We start from the raw sequence: 14,633 nt of genomic DNA, 5'->3' as shown, positions 1-14,633 counted from the left end.
ACTACGGGCGCCTCCCGTCACGTCGCACGAAGGCGCGCAAATGCCGTCGGGTCTGATGATCGTCCGTACCGGCCTCGCCATCCGGATGCCGGCCGCGCATGTAGTCGCCCTGCCAGGACACGGGGGCGGTGCTGGGGGCCGCCAGCTGCGCCTGCCACGCCTCTTCCCTCGAGTGAAGAAAGACCTCGTGTTTACGGTGCAACTCATGATCCGATTCGATGCGCGTGAGTTCCGGGGCGAACGCTTCAAGCTCGGCTCGGCGTTGCGGGACGATCATGCAGATCGGCTCGTCAACCTCGAATCGCACTGGCATCAGTCGGCGAGTGAGTTTCCAATTCATGCTGAAACCCATGCTGGACCAGTCGGTTTCAACTACCCCCTCCAGCGCGGACGCGGCGTCTTTCGGATGATTCGCCGGCCCACGCACCAGCAGGTTGTAACCCGGCGGGGTGCGAAACAGCATCGGCAGGTGCCAGGTCAGGATGCCGTGGCCGAAGTGGCTGGACGGCAAGAACTGGGCGCCGACGCGCCGGTCGGGTGTAATCAACACGTCCATGCGGTCGTCTCGCCCGATCCACGTAGCGGTGAATCCGCACGGATTGCGCACCACCCAACCACTCTGATTGGCAATGAGCATCGGCAGGCATCGATGCGGGCCGCCTTGCCGTATTTCGGACATCCACGTCCGACTGAGCGGCGCGGGGGTGATCTGCGGCGGATCGTCACCGGTGATGAACGCGATCAGGGGAAGAGATCGTCTGTCGGACTCGTCGTTCATCGAGCCCCCAACAGGGCGGCCCGCCAGCACTGAACGCGAAACCTGTTCCACCACAGAATCATTGTTGTACCTATGCTGCCGCCGCGGCTTTTCCGCGATGGTAACGGGGAAATCTGGCTATTGGTTCAACCGTCCCGCGCACTCGGTTGCTGTACCTGCCGCGGGTTCCAATCAACAGCGAAATCGACGCGTAGCGAACACACTTCGCTGCAATAGCGTCGGCATCGGTTATTGCCCTAGGCATTTAACGCTGCCTCCGATCGTGCCGATTGCCGCCTCGCCCCCGTAAGTCGTTCCCGCAAATCGACACGGCACCGCCCCGGGCGATTGGTTCGGCAAAGATTGGTGAGAATGTACCTTCGCATTCACCGTCCGGGCCGAATCCGGGAATACCCGGTCGGGACGTGGCGTTGGCCCACCCGAAGCCAATAGACAGGGGTAGTCGCGATGAAGTTCGGAATCTCGACGTTCGTCAACGACGACAGCATCGACACGGTCACGCTGGCCCGCGCGATCGAGGAACGCGGCTTCGAGTCGCTGGTGGTCGCCGAACATACGCACATCCCGGCCAGCCGCGAATCGGCGTATCCGGGTGGTGGTGAGCTGCCTGAGCATTACTACCGCACCCTCGATCCGTTCGTCACGCTGGCCGCCGCCGCCGCGGTGACGTCGAAGATCGAGCTGTTCACCGGGATCGCGCTGCTGATCGAACGCGATCCGATCGTCACGGCCAAGGAGGCCGCGAGCATCGACCTGATTTCCGGTGGCCGCTTCGTGTTCGGTGTCGGAGCCGGCTGGAACATCGAGGAGTTGCGCAACCACGGCACCGACCCGAAGACCCGAGGCGCGCTGCTCGACGAACGCATCGAGGCGATCAAGGCGCTGTGGACCAACGAGCCGGCGGAGTACCACGGCAAGTACGTCGACTTCCCGCTGTCGTACAGCCGCCCCAAGCCGGTACAGAAACCGCATCCGCCCATCTACATCGGCGGCAACTCCAACGCCACGGTCAAGCGGGTGATCCGGCACGATGCGGGTTGGATCTCCAACCCTAACCCGATCCAGGACATCGCCGCGCGCGTCAAGCAACTGCGCGACGGCGCTGGCCACGACGTACCGCTGGCGATGTTCGGCACGCCCTACAAAGAACTGGATTACTGGCGAGCGGCGGAGGAGCTGGGATTCGGCCAGCTGGCGTTGTACCTGCCGACCCGCCCGCGCGACGACACGCTGCGACTGCTGGACAAGTTCGCCGCACAGGTAACCACCTACCGCGGCTGAGCGCTCTTACTTGAGCGTGCTCCCGCGTCCACAGTGACGGGAAGCCCGGTGATGTAACGGGACTCGTCGGAGGCGAGGAATAGCACCGGGTTGCACCTGAAATTCACTCCCGTGGACTAACCGTCGCGCCTGTGTGAGAAGCCCCGGCCCGGGTACCCCACGCGTTGTGTCTTCATCATCACGCGGTGCCCAATGCCGATGAACCCAAAGCCAATACACGACGACCTGCGCCGGTTGGCTGCCGCCCACGGGGTGGCGACCGGCTACCGCAATGAGCGCCGTGAGCCGGTGGAGGTCGACGCCGACGTGGTGGTCCGCGTGCTCGGCCTACTCGACGTCGAAGCCGGCACCGAAGCCGACCGGCGCGGCGAGTTGGCCAAGCTGGCCGAGCGCGACCGGGCCCAGACCATCGCCCCCACCGTCGTCGTGCGGGTGGACGGGCGCCCACAGCCGCTGCCGGGGGCCGCGCTGTTGGTGGCAGAAGACAACAGCCGGATCGAGGTCGACGGCACACTGCCCGGCGAACTGGCACCGGGCTGGTATCGGCTCCACACCCGGGACGGTCAGGAAGCCACGCTGGTGGCCGCCCCGCCGCGGGTGCCGGTGGCGCCGGCCACCTGGGGCTGGATGCTGCAGTTGTACGCTCTGCGGTCGGCCCGCTCGTGGGGCATCGGCGACCTCGGCGACTTGCGAGAGTTCTTGACGTGGACGGCAACTGAGCACGGGGCCGGCGCGGTGCTGCTCAACCCCCTCAGCGCGCCGGGGCCGACGCACCCGGTGCAGCCCTCGCCCTACACGCCGTCCAGCCGGCGGTTCGCCAATCCGCTCGCGCTGCGCATCGAAGACCTCGCCGCCTACCGGCGCGCCGATGCGGACACCCGCGCCGAAGTGGACGCGCTGCGGGTCTCGCCGGCCACCCAACGGATCGATCACGACTTGGTGTGGGCGGCCAAGCGGTCGGCCCTGGAATTGCTGTGGCGTGCCGAGGGCAGACCCTCGCCGCTGGACGACGTGGCGGCCTCGACCGGGTTGCGTGACTGGGCCACCTACTGCGCGTTGGCCGAACGGTACGGCGGCCGGTGGACCCGGTGGCCCGAGCCGCTGCGCGACGTTGCCGCGGCGGCCGTGACGGCCGAGCGCCGGCAGCTGGCGCCCCGAGTGGCGTTTCACGCCTGGGTTCAGCAACGGTGTGCCGAGCAGCTGACCGCCGTGCGCGACGCGGCGCGAGGCACCGGAATGGCGCTAGGTGTGCTGCATGACCTTCCGGTCGGGGTCGACGCGGACGGCGCCGACGCGTGGGCGCTGGCCGATGTCCTGGCCGGGGGTGTCAGCGTCGGCGCGCCGCCGGACAACTTCACCCCGAGGGGACAAGATTGGGGGCTGCCCCCGTGGCGGCCGGACCGCCTCGCCGCCACCGGGTACGCGGCCTTGCGGGAGATGCTGCGCGCCGTTCTCACCCACGCCGACGGGCTGCGCATCGACCACGTCGCCGGCCTGTGGCGGCTGTGGTGGATCCCGCCCGGCGACACCCCCGATCGGGGTACCTATGTGCACTACGACGCGAACGTCATGCTCGCGGTCCTCGCGCTCGAAGCGCACCGGGCGCAGGCCACCGTGGTCGGCGAGGACCTGGGCACCGTCGAGCCGGAAGTCACCGAGGCGCTCGCCGGGAACGACATGTTGGGCTGTGCGGTGTCGTGGTTCACGCGTGACGAATCCGCACCCGGCCAGCCGCTGTTCCCGTCGGCGAAGTGGCCGTCGCGCGCGGCCGCCAGCCTGTCCACCCACGACCTGCCCACGGCGACCGGCTTCCTGCGGGGTGAACACGTGCAGGCGCGCGCCGACCTCGGGCTGCTCGACGACGTGCCGGCCGAGCGGGCCGCGGCGCAACGCGAACGCGCCGAGTGGTTCGCGATGCTGGAGTCCGAGGGATTGCTGTCGCCCGAAGCCGACGAGGCGGCGATGGTCACCGCGATGCACCGGTTTTTGGCGAGGACCCCGAGCCGGCTGAAGCTGATCTCGCCCTACGACATCGTCGGCGAGACCCGCCAGCCCAACCTGCCCGGCACGGTCGACGAGTATCCGAATTGGCGACTGCCGTTACCAGAAACCCTCGAGCAGTTGCGTATCGATCCGAGGGTCGCCGAGATCACCGCGCATTTTCGGGTGTAGCGAGCCCGCGCTGTGGCTAATACGACATAGACGGCGTGTGACGCCGTTCACAGCGCGGGCCGAAGGGGTGGGTCACCAGCATGAAACCGATATCGCCGACGGATGCACTGTTTCTCATCGGCGAGTCGCGCGAGCATCCGATGCACGCGGGCTCGCTGCAGTTGTTCCGGCCGCCGGAGGATGCGGGGCCGCACTTCGTGTGCGAGTCCTATCAGGCGATGCTCGAGCACACCGATCTGCAACCCACGTTCCGCAAGCATCCGGCCTTCATCGGCGGCCTAACCAATGTCGTGTGGTCGATCGAAAAGGACGTCGAGCTCGACTACCACGTGCGCCGGTCCGCGCTGCCGGAGCCGGGGCGGGTGCGCGACCTGTTGGAGCTGGCGTCGCGGTTGCATGGCGGACTGCTCGATCGGCATCGCCCACTGTGGGAGATCCACCTCGTCGAGGGACTGCAGGACGGGCGCTACGCCCTGTACACGAAGTTCCACCATTCCCTGATGGACGGGATGTCGGCGATGCGGCTGGCGCACCGCGCGTTCACCACGGATCCCACCGACGACGAGGTGCGGGTTCCGTGGAGCCTCGGCCCGCATAAACGCGCGGGACACGGCCGCCGACCGGCATTGCTCGCGCAGCTCGGCAAGAGCGCGGGGTCGACGTTGGCGCTGGCGCCGTCGACGCTGCGGCTGGCCCGCGCGGCGCTGCTCGAGCAACAACTCACCCTGCCGTTTCGGGCGCCGCGCACCATGTTCAACGTGCGAATCGGGGGCGCCCGACGGGTCGCCGCCCAGTCCTGGTCGCTGGACCGCATCAAGGCGATCACGAAGGCCGCCGACGTCACGGTCAACGATGTGGTGCTCGCCATGTCGTCCGGGGCGTTGCGTGCATATCTCGTTGAGCAGAACGCTCTTCCGAGCGACCCGCTGACGGCCATGGTCCCGGTCAACCTGCGCAAGGAGGGCGACGAGCGCAGCGGAAACAACGTGGGCGCCTTCCTGTGCAACCTGGCGACCGACCTCGACGATCCGGCGCAGCGGCTCGACATCATCAGCAGCTCCATCCGCGACACCAAAGAGGTGTTCTGGCAGCTGCCCCCGACCCAGCAGCTGGCGCTGTCGGCGCTGAACATCGGCGGGCTGTTCTTCGGGCTGATCCCCGGCTACCTCTCGGCTGCCGCACCACCGTTCAACATCGTCATCTCGAACGTCTCGGCCGGGCGCTCCGAACCGCTGTACTGGCGCGGCGCCCGCCTGGACGGCAACTACCCGCTGTCGATCCCGCTAGACGGGCAGGCGATCAACATCACCGTGACCAACAACGCCGACAACCTCGATTTCGGCCTAGTCGGCTGCCGCCGCAGCGTGCCCCACCTGCAGCGGCTGCTGGGACACCTGGAAACCTCGCTGAAGGATCTCGAGCGCGTTTACGACATCTGATTTCCCGGTTGTCCAGCGCCACTTGCGTTTCAGGCGCGCCCTACTACTGCTGACCACGAATTATGCTGAGCTACACGAGATTTAGTCAGGCAGCCGCAGTGCTGCTGGTGGCTACGGCCGAAACCTCGGAGTGGACGTTGCCGCAGGAGCCGCACTGCACCTGGTACTCCAGGGTGTCGTCACCGCGATCGAGGAACCGGTACTCGGCCCAGCTCATGCACCGCGGGCAGCGCGCCCGGCCACGCTCCACAGTCACCATATCCCTCCCCCTGCCTAGTTGACTGCCTAGTTGACGTTGCCGTCAAAATACCCGGCCTGGCGCGGTTCAAATCATGGATTTGCGCAATGGGCCCGCAGTGGTTTCGACCCGGCCGATCGCGGAGACCCTGACACCACCAGCGAAAGCGATCGAAGGGACTCAAACCATGGGCGACGGCAAGCCGGGAGACGCCAGAGAAATGACCGATGAACAGCGCGAAGTCGAGAGAAAGCTTGAGCATCAGGACCACGATCCCGAGGCACCTGGCCTGCAGCAATCCCGCCACGACACCGCCGACGACACGACGCGGTAGGCCCAATTTAGTTACCTGCCTGCAACATTGGGCACGGGTTAGGCGTCGAGGTCGGGCGCCCACGCCACGCCGTTGATGTGGCTGCCACCGTCGGCGAAGAGGGTATTGCCGGTCAGATAGCGCGAGCCCTCACCGGCCAGGAACACCGCGGCCGGCGCGATGTCCTCGTACGGGTCCCCCATCCGGCCCATTGGGTTGGCCGCGTCGGCCATGGCCTCCAGCTCCGGATAGTCACCGATCGCGCGGAAGAAGGCCTGGCTCTTGGCCGCCGGGCACAACGCGTTCACGGTCACGCCCGTCGGCGCCCATTCACGGGCGGCCGTCCGGGTCAGGGTCCGCAGCGCCTCCTTGGCCGCGTTGTATTCCAGCGAGCCGATGTGCGCGTTGACGCCGTTGAGGCTGCACAGGTTGACGACGCGGCCCCACCCCCGCGCCTTCATGTGCGGGAAGGCCGCTCGCATCGCCCAATACGGCCCGTAGTAGCCGACCGCGATCCCGTGCGCCAGCTGCTCGTCGGACTTGTTCTCCACTCGGCCCAGCGCGCCGCCGCCCCACGCGTTGTTCACCACGATGTCGATCGCGCCGTAGTGCGAAACCGTTGTCTCGACGGCGTTTTCGACCTGCTCCCGGGACGATACGTCGGTGCCAACGAACACGCCTCCGACGTCCGCCGCGACTGCAGCACCCGCGTCGGGATCCAATTCGGCGACGACGACGTGCGCACCCTCGTCGGCGAAGCGGCGCGCGATCCCCTCGCCGATGCCCGCACCCGCACCCGTCACTAATGCCACCTTGCCCGCCAGCGCCCCGGTCATAGGTCCGCCCCCGGGGTCGCGGCGGCCAGCAGCTCACGCGCCTGCGGCTGGCCGTCGAGCACCCGGGTGGTGCGGGCCACGATCTGCCAGCGGCCGTCGATACGCCGCAGCCGGAAGTGGTTCGCACCCGCACGGGCCACCGCGAACCCGTCCTCGCGCCTGCGCACCAGGATCGACTCGCACACCGCGACCGCGGTGTCACCCTCGACGGTGGCAACCGCGGGCCCCAGAAAGTGACAACAGCCCCGGGTGATCAACCCCTGGTGGGCATCCGAGCGCACCATGGCCACGACGTCGGCGCGACTGCCCATCGACCAACCCTCGACGTCGTAGCTGCCGTCGACGGCCCACAGCTCGCCGGTCGCTTCGGCGGCGCCGGCGTCCACCAGCGGACCGTAGGACGCGATTATCCGCTCGATCGCGCGTTCGTCCTCGATGCGGCCGAGCCTTCGCTCGAGCTCCGCGATGTTCGTGTCACCCACCGTCTCGTTGTAGCCCGCCGCCGGGCTGCCGGGTTCTTGCGTCCCGATGATCGGGACCATTACCGTGGGTAGAACCAATTCTCTTTTTCGGAGCGAGGTTGCGATGACGATGGTCGACCGGTTTACCTCGATCATCGATGCGTTCGACGACGTCACCGTCGGCCTGAGCCTCGATCAGGTCGCGGCCCGGGCGGATCTGCCGCGCTCGACGACACACCGCATCCTCGATCACCTGGTGCGGCTCAGCTGGATCTCGCACTCCGACCGCGGATACGGCCTGGGGGACCGCGCGATGTCGTGGGGCGCTGGGGACGCGACCGATCTGCGACTGCGGTCCGCGGCGGCACCGGCGCTGCACGACCTTCACCTGAAAACCGGCGCCGTCGTGCATCTCGGGGTCCTCGCCGGCCTCGACATCGTCCACGTGGACAAGCTCGGCGGCCCGTCGGCGCTGAGCGTGCCGACCCGGGTCGGCACCCGGGCACCCGCCCACCGGCTGGCGCTTGGGCTCGCGGTGCTGGCCGCACAGCCGCCCGAACACTTCGGGCCCGGCGACGGCGGCGACCTCGTTCGGGTGCGGGCGTGTGGTGTGGTGACCCGGCGCGGCGACTACGGCTCGGAGTTCACATCGGTGGCGGCGACCGTCGACGGCAGGGCCGCACTCGGAATTGTGCTGCCCGCCAACGCCTGTACGCGGCGCTACGAGCCGCTGTTGCGGTCGGCCGCGGGACAGGTGCGCCGGGAGCTCAGCGCTCACCCATGAGCTGCTGCATCACCCGGTGGGTGCCCAGCACCACCTTGGCGCGGTCGGGGTGGTTGCGCCGCGCGACGTCGTCAGCGTTGCCGCCCGCCACGTAGACCGGGCCGTGGGGCAGCTGTTCGAGGCCTTCGCGCGCGACGTCGGCGGGTTCGGCGACCCGCAAGCCGGGGACGTCGAAGTTTAAGCCGACCCGTTCCATGGCGGGCGTTCGTGTCACGCCGAGCACCAATTCCAATACGTCCACCTCGAATTCGCGTAACTCGAGCCACAGGCTTTCGGCGAAGATGCGGCCGAACGCCTTCACTCCCCCGTACACCGAATGGCGCACCGAGCCCAGATAACCGGCCATCGACCCGACGAGCAGGATGCCGCCGCGTCGGCGCTCGCGCATCGACCGCGCGAAATGCTGGGTCAGCGCCATCATGGTGGTGATGTTGAGGGCGATGACGCGGTCAAAGTCAGCGAGCGCCCCGTCGAGCAGCGGCTCACTGCAGGTGTTGGCGCCCGCGTTGTAGATCAGCAAGCCGACCTCCACATCCGCGGCCACGGCCGCGACCCGCCCGGCCGCCGACGGGTCGACCAGATCCACCGCGAGAGCGCGGACCTCGGCGCCCAGAGCGCGGCATTCCTCGGCCGTCCGTTCGAGCGGCGCGGGTTTGCGCGCGACCAGGATGAGGTCGATGCCCGCCGCGGCGAGCAGTCGGGCGAACTCGGCGCCCACGCCCTCCGATCCGCCCGCGATCACCGCCCACGGTCCGTATTTCGCTACATCTGGCACGGTTCCAGGGTCCCGCGTGCGCCGGCCGTGTGTGGCCGCGGTCCCGCTGATCGGTACAGCGGCGCCGTCGCGCCGGCCGCCACCGATACTGGTGGCATGCCGCGCATCAGCGAGCCCCGGGCCCCAGCCCTGCCCGCGACCGACGAGCAGCGGGCGCGGCGCACGGCGATTCTGCGGTCCGCCGCGCGGCTGGGCCGGGTGCGTCCGCTCGACCAAATTCAGGCCCAGGAGATCGCCGCGGAGGCAGGCGTCGCCCTTCGCACGCTTTATCGGTACTACCCGTCGAAGCACCACGTGTTCGCCGCCGTGCTCACCGCCCAGATCGAGAATCTGCGGCCGCCCGCCCGGCGTTCCTCCGATGCCGCGACCGCGGTGGCCGAGCTGATGGCCGAGGCCTGCCGAAACATGTTGCGGTACAAGCATCTCGCACACGCGATGATCGTGTCGACGCAGACCGTGCGGGCGCACTCCAGGGCCGTGGGCGACCACGCGGTCCGCGACACGATCCTGCTCACCGCCGGGATCACCGACCCGACCCCCGCGCAGACCCGCGTCGCGCGGTTGGTCGAGCAGGTGACGTTCGGCGTGCTGACCTGGACGGTCGGCGGTGAAATCGAGCCAGACGAGGCCGTCGCCGACGTTCAGCGTGCCTGCCGGCTGCTGGCCGCCGACTTCACCTAGCGGACAGGTCCCGTCAAAACCAGACTTTGCGGCCGGCCACCGGGCGTCCGACGGCACCGAGGATCCACAGGATGACCCCGATCACCACCACGATCCCGCCGACTGTTTCCAGAATCGCCAGGCCGGTGAAGTAGCCGATGACCGCGAGAATGATGCCCAGGACGATCACATTGCCTCCCTTTATTCAGCATTTGTCTAATTGAGCTGCCCGGCTGGGATACCCCGACCCGGCCCTGCCCAATCGGGATGCACGGCAAAGCCTTAGCGCGCCGGCAGAAGATGTTCGACGAAAACCCGGCATCGCGAACCCGCTGGATGGTTCTCTTGAGGCAACGATGCTGAACCGGGAAGGTCAGCTCGTTATATATCCCGGGCAAATGTGTACTCAAGGGGAATGTCAGTGGTCTTCCGCGCAGACGAGGAGATCGGTCGCGATCTGGCCGCCGTCGACTGGGCGTCCACTCCGTTGGGTCCGGTCGCGCAGTGGCCGCAGAGCCTCCGCACCGCGGTCAACATCCTGCTGGCCTCCCGATTTTCGATGTGGATGGCCTGGGGTCCGGAGCTGACCTTCTTCTGCAACTCCGCCTATCGCCGCGATACCCTCCGCTCCAAGTACCCGTGGGCGCTGGGTCGTCCGGCACACGAAGTGTGGGCGGAGATCTGGGCCGACATCAGTCCGCGGGTCGAGCGCGTGCTGTCCACCGGGGAAGCGACCTGGGACGAGGCGCTGATGCTCATCCTGGAGCGGTCCGGTTACCCGGAGGAGACCTATCACACCTTCTCCTACAGCCCGCTGCGCGACGAGGACGCCAGCATCGTCGGCATGCTGTGCGTGGTCAGCGAGGAGACCGACCGGGTGATCGCCGAGCGCCGCATGGCGACGCTGCGGGAGTTGGGGTCCGACCCGAGCGTGGTGCGCACCGAGGGACAGATGCTCGACTTCGCCGCCGGCCGGCTCGCCAACAATCCGTACGACCTTCCCTTCACCCTGACCTATCTGTTCGGCGATGACGGCAACGCGCACCTGGCGGGCGTCAGCGGCATCGCGCCCGGGCATCCGGTTGCGCCGGAGGTACTGCCTGCCGGTGGTCCCTGGATCTGGCCGGTCGAAAAGGCCGCGCGGGGGGAGGCCGAGCTGGTCGATCTCGACGGTGACGGATGGCGGCTACCCACCGGCGCCTGGCCCGAGCCGCCGACTCAGGCGCTCGTCGTGCCGCTGGCGCAGCAGGGCAGCTCCCCACTCGGCCTACTGGTCGCTGCGCTCAATCGGCTGCGCGAATTCGACGACGGCTACCGCGGGTTCGTCGAACTGGTGGCCGCCCACATCGCCGCGGGAGTAGGCAGCGCCCGCAGCTACCGCGCGCAACAGCAGCGCGCCGAAGATCTGGCAGAACTCGACCGGGCCAAGACCGCGTTCTTCTCTAACGTCAGCCACGAGTTCCGCACACCGCTGACCCTGATTCTCGGGCCTGTCGACGAATTACTCAGCCGCACAACGGGTATCGACGACCGTACCCGCGAGGAACTAGAGTTCATCCATCGCAACGGGCTGCGCCTGGCCAAGCTGGTGAACACCCTGCTGGATTTCTCGCGCATTCAGGCGGGCCGCGTGGGGGCGAAATTCGAACCCGTCGACCTCGCGTCGTTGACCGCCGAGCTGGCCAGCATATTCCGGTCGGCGATCGACCAGGCGGGCCTGATGTTCGCCGTCGACTGCCCACCCCTTGACCCACCGGTGTACCTGGACCGCGAGATGTGGGAAAAGGTCGTGCTCAACTTGCTGTCCAACGCGCTGAAGTTCACCTTCGAGGGCACCGTCACCGTCCGGGTGCGCAGCGAGGACGCCGAGGCGGTCGTCACCGTCGCCGACACCGGCATCGGGGTGCCCGCCGCCGAGATTCCCCGGCTTTTCGAGCGTTTCCACCGCATCGACTCCGCCCGCTCGCGATCGACGGAGGGCAGCGGCATCGGGCTGGCTCTGGTCAAAGAGCTCGTCGGGCTGCACGGCGGCACCATCAGCGCCGACAGCCAGGAGGGCGTGGGCACCACGTTCACGATCCGGCTGCCCTTCGGGACGGCCCACTTGCCGGCCGATCAGCTCGTCGAACCTCAAGGCGCCCAGGGGATCTCCGGCGCGATTGCCCAGCCGTACGTGCAGGAGGCCCTGCGCTGGTTGCCAGCCGACCCCCGCGCCGTCGGGCCGGACACCAGCACGGCCGCGACGATGACCACGATCACCCCGGCCCACAGCGGCAGCGAACGGGTGCGGGTGCTGGTCGCCGACGACAACGCCGACATGCGCGATTACCTGTGCCACCTGTTGCGGACCGCCGGCTACGACGTCAGCGACGTCGCCGACGGACGAAAGGCGCTCGACGTCATCCACACCGACATGCCCGACCTGCTGATCAGCGACGTCATGATGCCCGGACTGGACGGGCTGCAACTGCTCACCGCGCTGCGGCGGGATCCGCGCACCGCGGCCCTGCCTGTGCTGCTGCTGTCGGCGCGAGCCGGGCCGGCGGCCTCGATCGAGGGCTTACTGGCCGGCGCCGACGACTATCTCGTCAAGCCGTTCGCCGCCGCCGAGCTGCTCGCCCGGGCCCGCGCCACCGTCGAGTTGGCGCGGCTGCGCAACCGGCATGCCCGATGGCGTACCGCTCTGGTGGACTCGCTGCAGGAAGCGTTCTTCGTCTGCGACGACCGCGGCGCGGTGATCGAAATCAACACCGCGTTCGCCGACATCCTCGGCTACGGTCCCGAGGGGCTGCCCTATCAGCCGAGGCACCCGTGGTGGCCCGATGCCGGCACCGATCCCGAAGGCCACCGCCGCGCCGCCGAGGCGTTCGGCGGGTTGCTGGGCCGGGGCCGCGGTGTCTACACCGTTCCCGTCACCCACCGCGACGGGCATCGGTTGTGGGTCACGGTCAGCGTCAATCACGCCGCCGACCCGGACTCCGGCCAGCACGTGACCGTCGGCACCTTCCGCGATGTCACGGCCGAGCACTACATCGTGCAGCGTCAGACCGCGCTGGCCGCGCTCAATCAGCAACTCGCCCAAGCCGATACGCTCGACGACGCACTGCACGGCGCCGCGGAGGTGCTGCTGCGGGTCTGGCAGGCGCGGCGGGTGCTGGCGGTGACGTTCCCGTCGGCCGCCTCCGAGGCATCTGCGGTGCCCGGGGTGATCTGCGCGGGCGGGTCCGCCGACTGGGCCGGCCTGTGGCCGGACGAGCGGCAGCTGCTCGAGTCGGTGCGCGACGCCGACCTGCTGACCACGGTCACCCGGGCGCCCGGCGCGGCGGGCATCGCGTTGCAGCATCCCGAGGGTGTGCTCGTCGTGTGGGTCGAGCTGGCCGAGCAACGGCCGTTCACCCGGGAGGACAACACCCTGCTCACCGTGCTGGCCGGGCGACTGGGCCAGGGCCTGCACCGCGTCTACCTGTTGGACTCGCAGCGGGAAACCGCCCTGGCCCTGCAACACGCCATGCTGGATCCGGCGGGTCTGCCCGGCGGCTTCACGGTGCGATACCACCCCGCGGGCCGCCCGTTGCAGGTCGGCGGCGACTGGTACGACGTCGTCGATCTCGACGACGGGCGCGTCGCGCTGATCGTCGGCGACTGCGTCGGTCACGGCCTGGCGGCCGCCACCGTGATGGGCCAGCTGCGCAGCGCCTGCCGCGCGCTGCTGCTCGAGCAGTCCAGCCCCCGGGCGGCGCTCGCCGGGCTGGACCGTTTCGCCGCGCGGCTACCCGCCGCCCGCTGCACCACCGCGTTCTGCGCGATCCTCACCCCGAGCACCGGCGAAATCGTGTACTCCAACGCCGGACACCCGCCGCCGATCATGGTGTACGCCGACGGAACCAGCGTCCCGCTGGACGGTGGACACGGGCTGCCCCTGGCGCTGCGGCTCGACTGGACGCGCCCCGAGGCCCGGGTCACCATGCCGGCACGCGCGACACTGCTGCTATACACCGACGGCCTGGTCGAGCGCCGCGGCCTGTCGATCGACGACGGCATGGACCGCGCCGTCGAACTCGTCCAGGGCGGCCGGTCGGAGTCGCTCGACGAACTGGCCGACCATCTCATGGACCGGCTCGAGCCCCAGGGCGGCTATCTCGACGACGTTGCCATCCTGCTGTACCGACAGCCAGGGCCGTTCGAGATGACGTTCGCCGCCGACGTCAACCAGCTCGCCTCCAGCCGAGCGGCCCTGCAGGCCTGGCTGAAACGGGCGGGCGTCGAACCCGATCAGATCCTCGATGTGCTCATCGCCACCGGCGAGGCCATCGCCAACGCCATCGAACACGGGCATCGCGGCTCGTCGGGGGGCGGCACCGTTTCGGTGAAGGCCACCATGTACGTCGACCAGCTGCACCTGACCATCAGCGACACGGGCACCTGGAAGGAGCCATACCCCGTCGAAGATGACACTCGTGGTCGCGGCATCGCCCTGATGCGGGGCCTGATGGAGCATTTCGCCATCCGCTCGAGCGATACCGGAACTACAGTGCAGATGTACACGAGGATCACGTGATGGCCCCACCACTGACGTTGAACACCGAACGCGGCGCCGACGGCACGCCCCGGGTGGTCGTCGCGGGCGAGATCGATCTGAGTAACACCGGGGAGTTCACCCGCGCGCTCACCAGCGCCAGGGCCGGCACCCGCGCGCCGATAACCGTCGACCTCAGCGCGGTCAGGTACATCGACAGCGCGGGCATCAACGTGTTGTTCGACCATGCCGAGGAAGTCGACCGGCTGCACCTCATCGTTCACCCGTTGCTGTTCCGGGTCCTCACGATCAGCGGGCTGAGCAAGATCGCGATCGTCGAATCCGCGCCGCGCGACGGAGACGGCGCGGATTCGTAGCTT

General features: G+C 68.5%; 14 protein-coding genes. 8 read left to right on the top strand and 6 right to left on the bottom strand.

What is annotated here, in order from left to right; genetic code table 11:
* Window position 1: 1 nt before the first annotated feature.
* A complete protein-coding gene (locus MSG_RS00525) occupies window positions 2-778 on the bottom strand; it encodes a DUF6065 family protein (RefSeq protein WP_096436174.1) in 777 nt (258 codons plus the stop codon).
* 447 nt (window positions 779-1,225) lie between these two features.
* Between MSG_RS00525 and MSG_RS00520 the strand changes: the two genes are divergently transcribed.
* The 3 genes from MSG_RS00520 (at window position 1,226) to MSG_RS00510 (ending at window position 5,670) form a co-directional block, all read left to right on the top strand.
* The gene (locus MSG_RS00520) at window positions 1,226-2,059 is read left to right on the top strand and encodes an LLM class F420-dependent oxidoreductase (RefSeq protein ID WP_096436172.1); all 834 of its coding nucleotides are present in this window, start codon (window positions 1,226-1,228) and stop codon (window positions 2,057-2,059) included.
* A 192-nt stretch (window positions 2,060-2,251) separates the two neighbouring features.
* Window positions 2,252-4,231, top strand: a complete 1,980-nt coding sequence (gene malQ, locus MSG_RS00515) for a 4-alpha-glucanotransferase (RefSeq protein ID WP_096436170.1) — start codon at window positions 2,252-2,254, stop codon at window positions 4,229-4,231.
* Between the two features lie 80 nt (window positions 4,232-4,311).
* Window positions 4,312-5,670 (top strand): WS/DGAT/MGAT family O-acyltransferase, encoded by a 1,359-nt coding sequence (locus MSG_RS00510; protein WP_096436169.1) that lies wholly within the window; start codon window positions 4,312-4,314, stop codon window positions 5,668-5,670.
* An 85-nt stretch (window positions 5,671-5,755) separates the two neighbouring features.
* On the opposite strand, the gene MSG_RS25050 is transcribed toward MSG_RS00510, so the two are convergent.
* Entirely contained in the window at window positions 5,756-5,929 is a 174-nt protein-coding gene (locus tag MSG_RS25050; protein WP_162899107.1) for a hypothetical protein, read from the bottom strand.
* Between the two features lie 73 nt (window positions 5,930-6,002).
* Between MSG_RS25050 and MSG_RS24725 the strand changes: the two genes are divergently transcribed.
* Window positions 6,003-6,242 carry a hypothetical protein gene (locus MSG_RS24725; protein ID WP_142404490.1) on the top strand — a complete coding sequence of 80 codons (240 nt, stop codon included), beginning with the start codon at window positions 6,003-6,005 and terminating at the stop codon, window positions 6,240-6,242.
* A 38-nt stretch (window positions 6,243-6,280) separates the two neighbouring features.
* On the opposite strand, the gene MSG_RS00505 is transcribed toward MSG_RS24725, so the two are convergent.
* Together MSG_RS00505 and MSG_RS00500 are read right to left on the bottom strand one after the other, a co-directional pair.
* Window positions 6,281-7,057: an SDR family NAD(P)-dependent oxidoreductase gene (locus MSG_RS00505; RefSeq protein ID WP_096436167.1), complete on the bottom strand. Its 777-nt coding sequence runs from the start codon at window positions 7,055-7,057 to the stop codon at window positions 6,281-6,283.
* Window positions 7,054-7,599, bottom strand: a complete 546-nt coding sequence (locus MSG_RS00500) for a nuclear transport factor 2 family protein (protein WP_096436165.1) — start codon at window positions 7,597-7,599, stop codon at window positions 7,054-7,056. The genes MSG_RS00505 and MSG_RS00500 overlap by 4 nt, the downstream gene beginning before the upstream one ends.
* Before the next feature lie 43 nt (window positions 7,600-7,642).
* Here MSG_RS00500 and MSG_RS00495 point away from each other — a divergent pair, with 43 nt between their 5' ends.
* Window positions 7,643-8,302 carry an IclR family transcriptional regulator gene (locus MSG_RS00495; protein WP_232011129.1) on the top strand — a complete coding sequence of 220 codons (660 nt, stop codon included), beginning with the start codon at window positions 7,643-7,645 and terminating at the stop codon, window positions 8,300-8,302.
* Here MSG_RS00495 and MSG_RS00490 read toward each other — a convergent pair.
* Window positions 8,286-9,077, bottom strand: a complete 792-nt coding sequence (locus MSG_RS00490) for an SDR family NAD(P)-dependent oxidoreductase (RefSeq protein WP_096436161.1) — start codon at window positions 9,075-9,077, stop codon at window positions 8,286-8,288. The two genes, MSG_RS00495 and MSG_RS00490, sit on opposite strands and share 17 nt — an antisense overlap.
* 96 nt (window positions 9,078-9,173) lie before the next feature.
* Here MSG_RS00490 and MSG_RS00485 point away from each other — a divergent pair, with 96 nt between their 5' ends.
* Complete coding sequence (locus MSG_RS00485; RefSeq protein WP_096436159.1) at window positions 9,174-9,758, top strand: TetR family transcriptional regulator; 585 nt, start codon at window positions 9,174-9,176, stop codon at window positions 9,756-9,758.
* 13 nt (window positions 9,759-9,771) lie between these two features.
* Here MSG_RS00485 and MSG_RS00480 read toward each other — a convergent pair whose 3' ends face one another.
* Entirely contained in the window at window positions 9,772-9,927 is a 156-nt protein-coding gene (locus MSG_RS00480; RefSeq protein ID WP_096436157.1) for a hypothetical protein, read from the bottom strand.
* Window positions 9,928-10,152: 225 nt separating this feature from the next.
* Here MSG_RS00480 and MSG_RS00475 point away from each other — a divergent pair, with 225 nt between their 5' ends.
* Window positions 10,153-14,295 carry a SpoIIE family protein phosphatase gene (locus tag MSG_RS00475; protein ID WP_096436155.1) on the top strand — a complete coding sequence of 1,381 codons (4,143 nt, stop codon included), beginning with the start codon at window positions 10,153-10,155 and terminating at the stop codon, window positions 14,293-14,295.
* Window positions 14,295-14,630, top strand: coding sequence for an STAS domain-containing protein (locus MSG_RS00470; protein WP_096436153.1), 336 nt, complete (start codon window positions 14,295-14,297; stop codon window positions 14,628-14,630). The genes MSG_RS00475 and MSG_RS00470 overlap by 1 nt, the downstream gene beginning before the upstream one ends.
* Window positions 14,631-14,633 lie beyond the last annotated feature (3 nt).

The sequence above is a fragment of the Mycobacterium shigaense genome, assembly GCF_002356315.1.
In the GTDB taxonomy this organism is placed as follows: Bacteria; Actinomycetota; Actinomycetes; order Mycobacteriales; family Mycobacteriaceae; genus Mycobacterium; species Mycobacterium shigaense.
Note: the sequence above shows the minus strand (reverse complement) of the source record. Positions and strands in the feature narration are given on the sequence as shown.

Excerpts from the sequence above, each read along its gene's own strand:
- MSG_RS00485 (WP_096436159.1), top strand. The coding sequence starts at position 9,174 with ATGCCGCGCATCAGCGAGCCCCGGGCCCCAGCCCTGCCCGCGACCGAC.
- MSG_RS25050 (WP_162899107.1), bottom strand. The coding sequence starts at position 5,929 with ATGGTGACTGTGGAGCGTGGCCGGGCGCGCTGCCCGCGGTGCATGAGC.
- MSG_RS24725 (WP_142404490.1), top strand. The coding sequence starts at position 6,003 with ATGGATTTGCGCAATGGGCCCGCAGTGGTTTCGACCCGGCCGATCGCG.
- MSG_RS00470 (WP_096436153.1), top strand. The coding sequence starts at position 14,295 with ATGGCCCCACCACTGACGTTGAACACCGAACGCGGCGCCGACGGCACG.
- malQ (WP_096436170.1), top strand. The coding sequence starts at position 2,252 with ATGCCGATGAACCCAAAGCCAATACACGACGACCTGCGCCGGTTGGCT.
- MSG_RS00510 (WP_096436169.1), top strand. The coding sequence starts at position 4,312 with ATGAAACCGATATCGCCGACGGATGCACTGTTTCTCATCGGCGAGTCG.
- MSG_RS00495 (WP_232011129.1), top strand. The coding sequence starts at position 7,643 with ATGACGATGGTCGACCGGTTTACCTCGATCATCGATGCGTTCGACGAC.
- MSG_RS00520 (WP_096436172.1), top strand. The coding sequence starts at position 1,226 with ATGAAGTTCGGAATCTCGACGTTCGTCAACGACGACAGCATCGACACG.
- MSG_RS00475 (WP_096436155.1), top strand. The coding sequence starts at position 10,153 with ATGTCAGTGGTCTTCCGCGCAGACGAGGAGATCGGTCGCGATCTGGCC.
- MSG_RS00525 (WP_096436174.1), bottom strand. The coding sequence starts at position 778 with ATGAACGACGAGTCCGACAGACGATCTCTTCCCCTGATCGCGTTCATC.
- MSG_RS00505 (WP_096436167.1), bottom strand. The coding sequence starts at position 7,057 with ATGACCGGGGCGCTGGCGGGCAAGGTGGCATTAGTGACGGGTGCGGGT.
- MSG_RS00500 (WP_096436165.1), bottom strand. The coding sequence starts at position 7,599 with ATGGTCCCGATCATCGGGACGCAAGAACCCGGCAGCCCGGCGGCGGGC.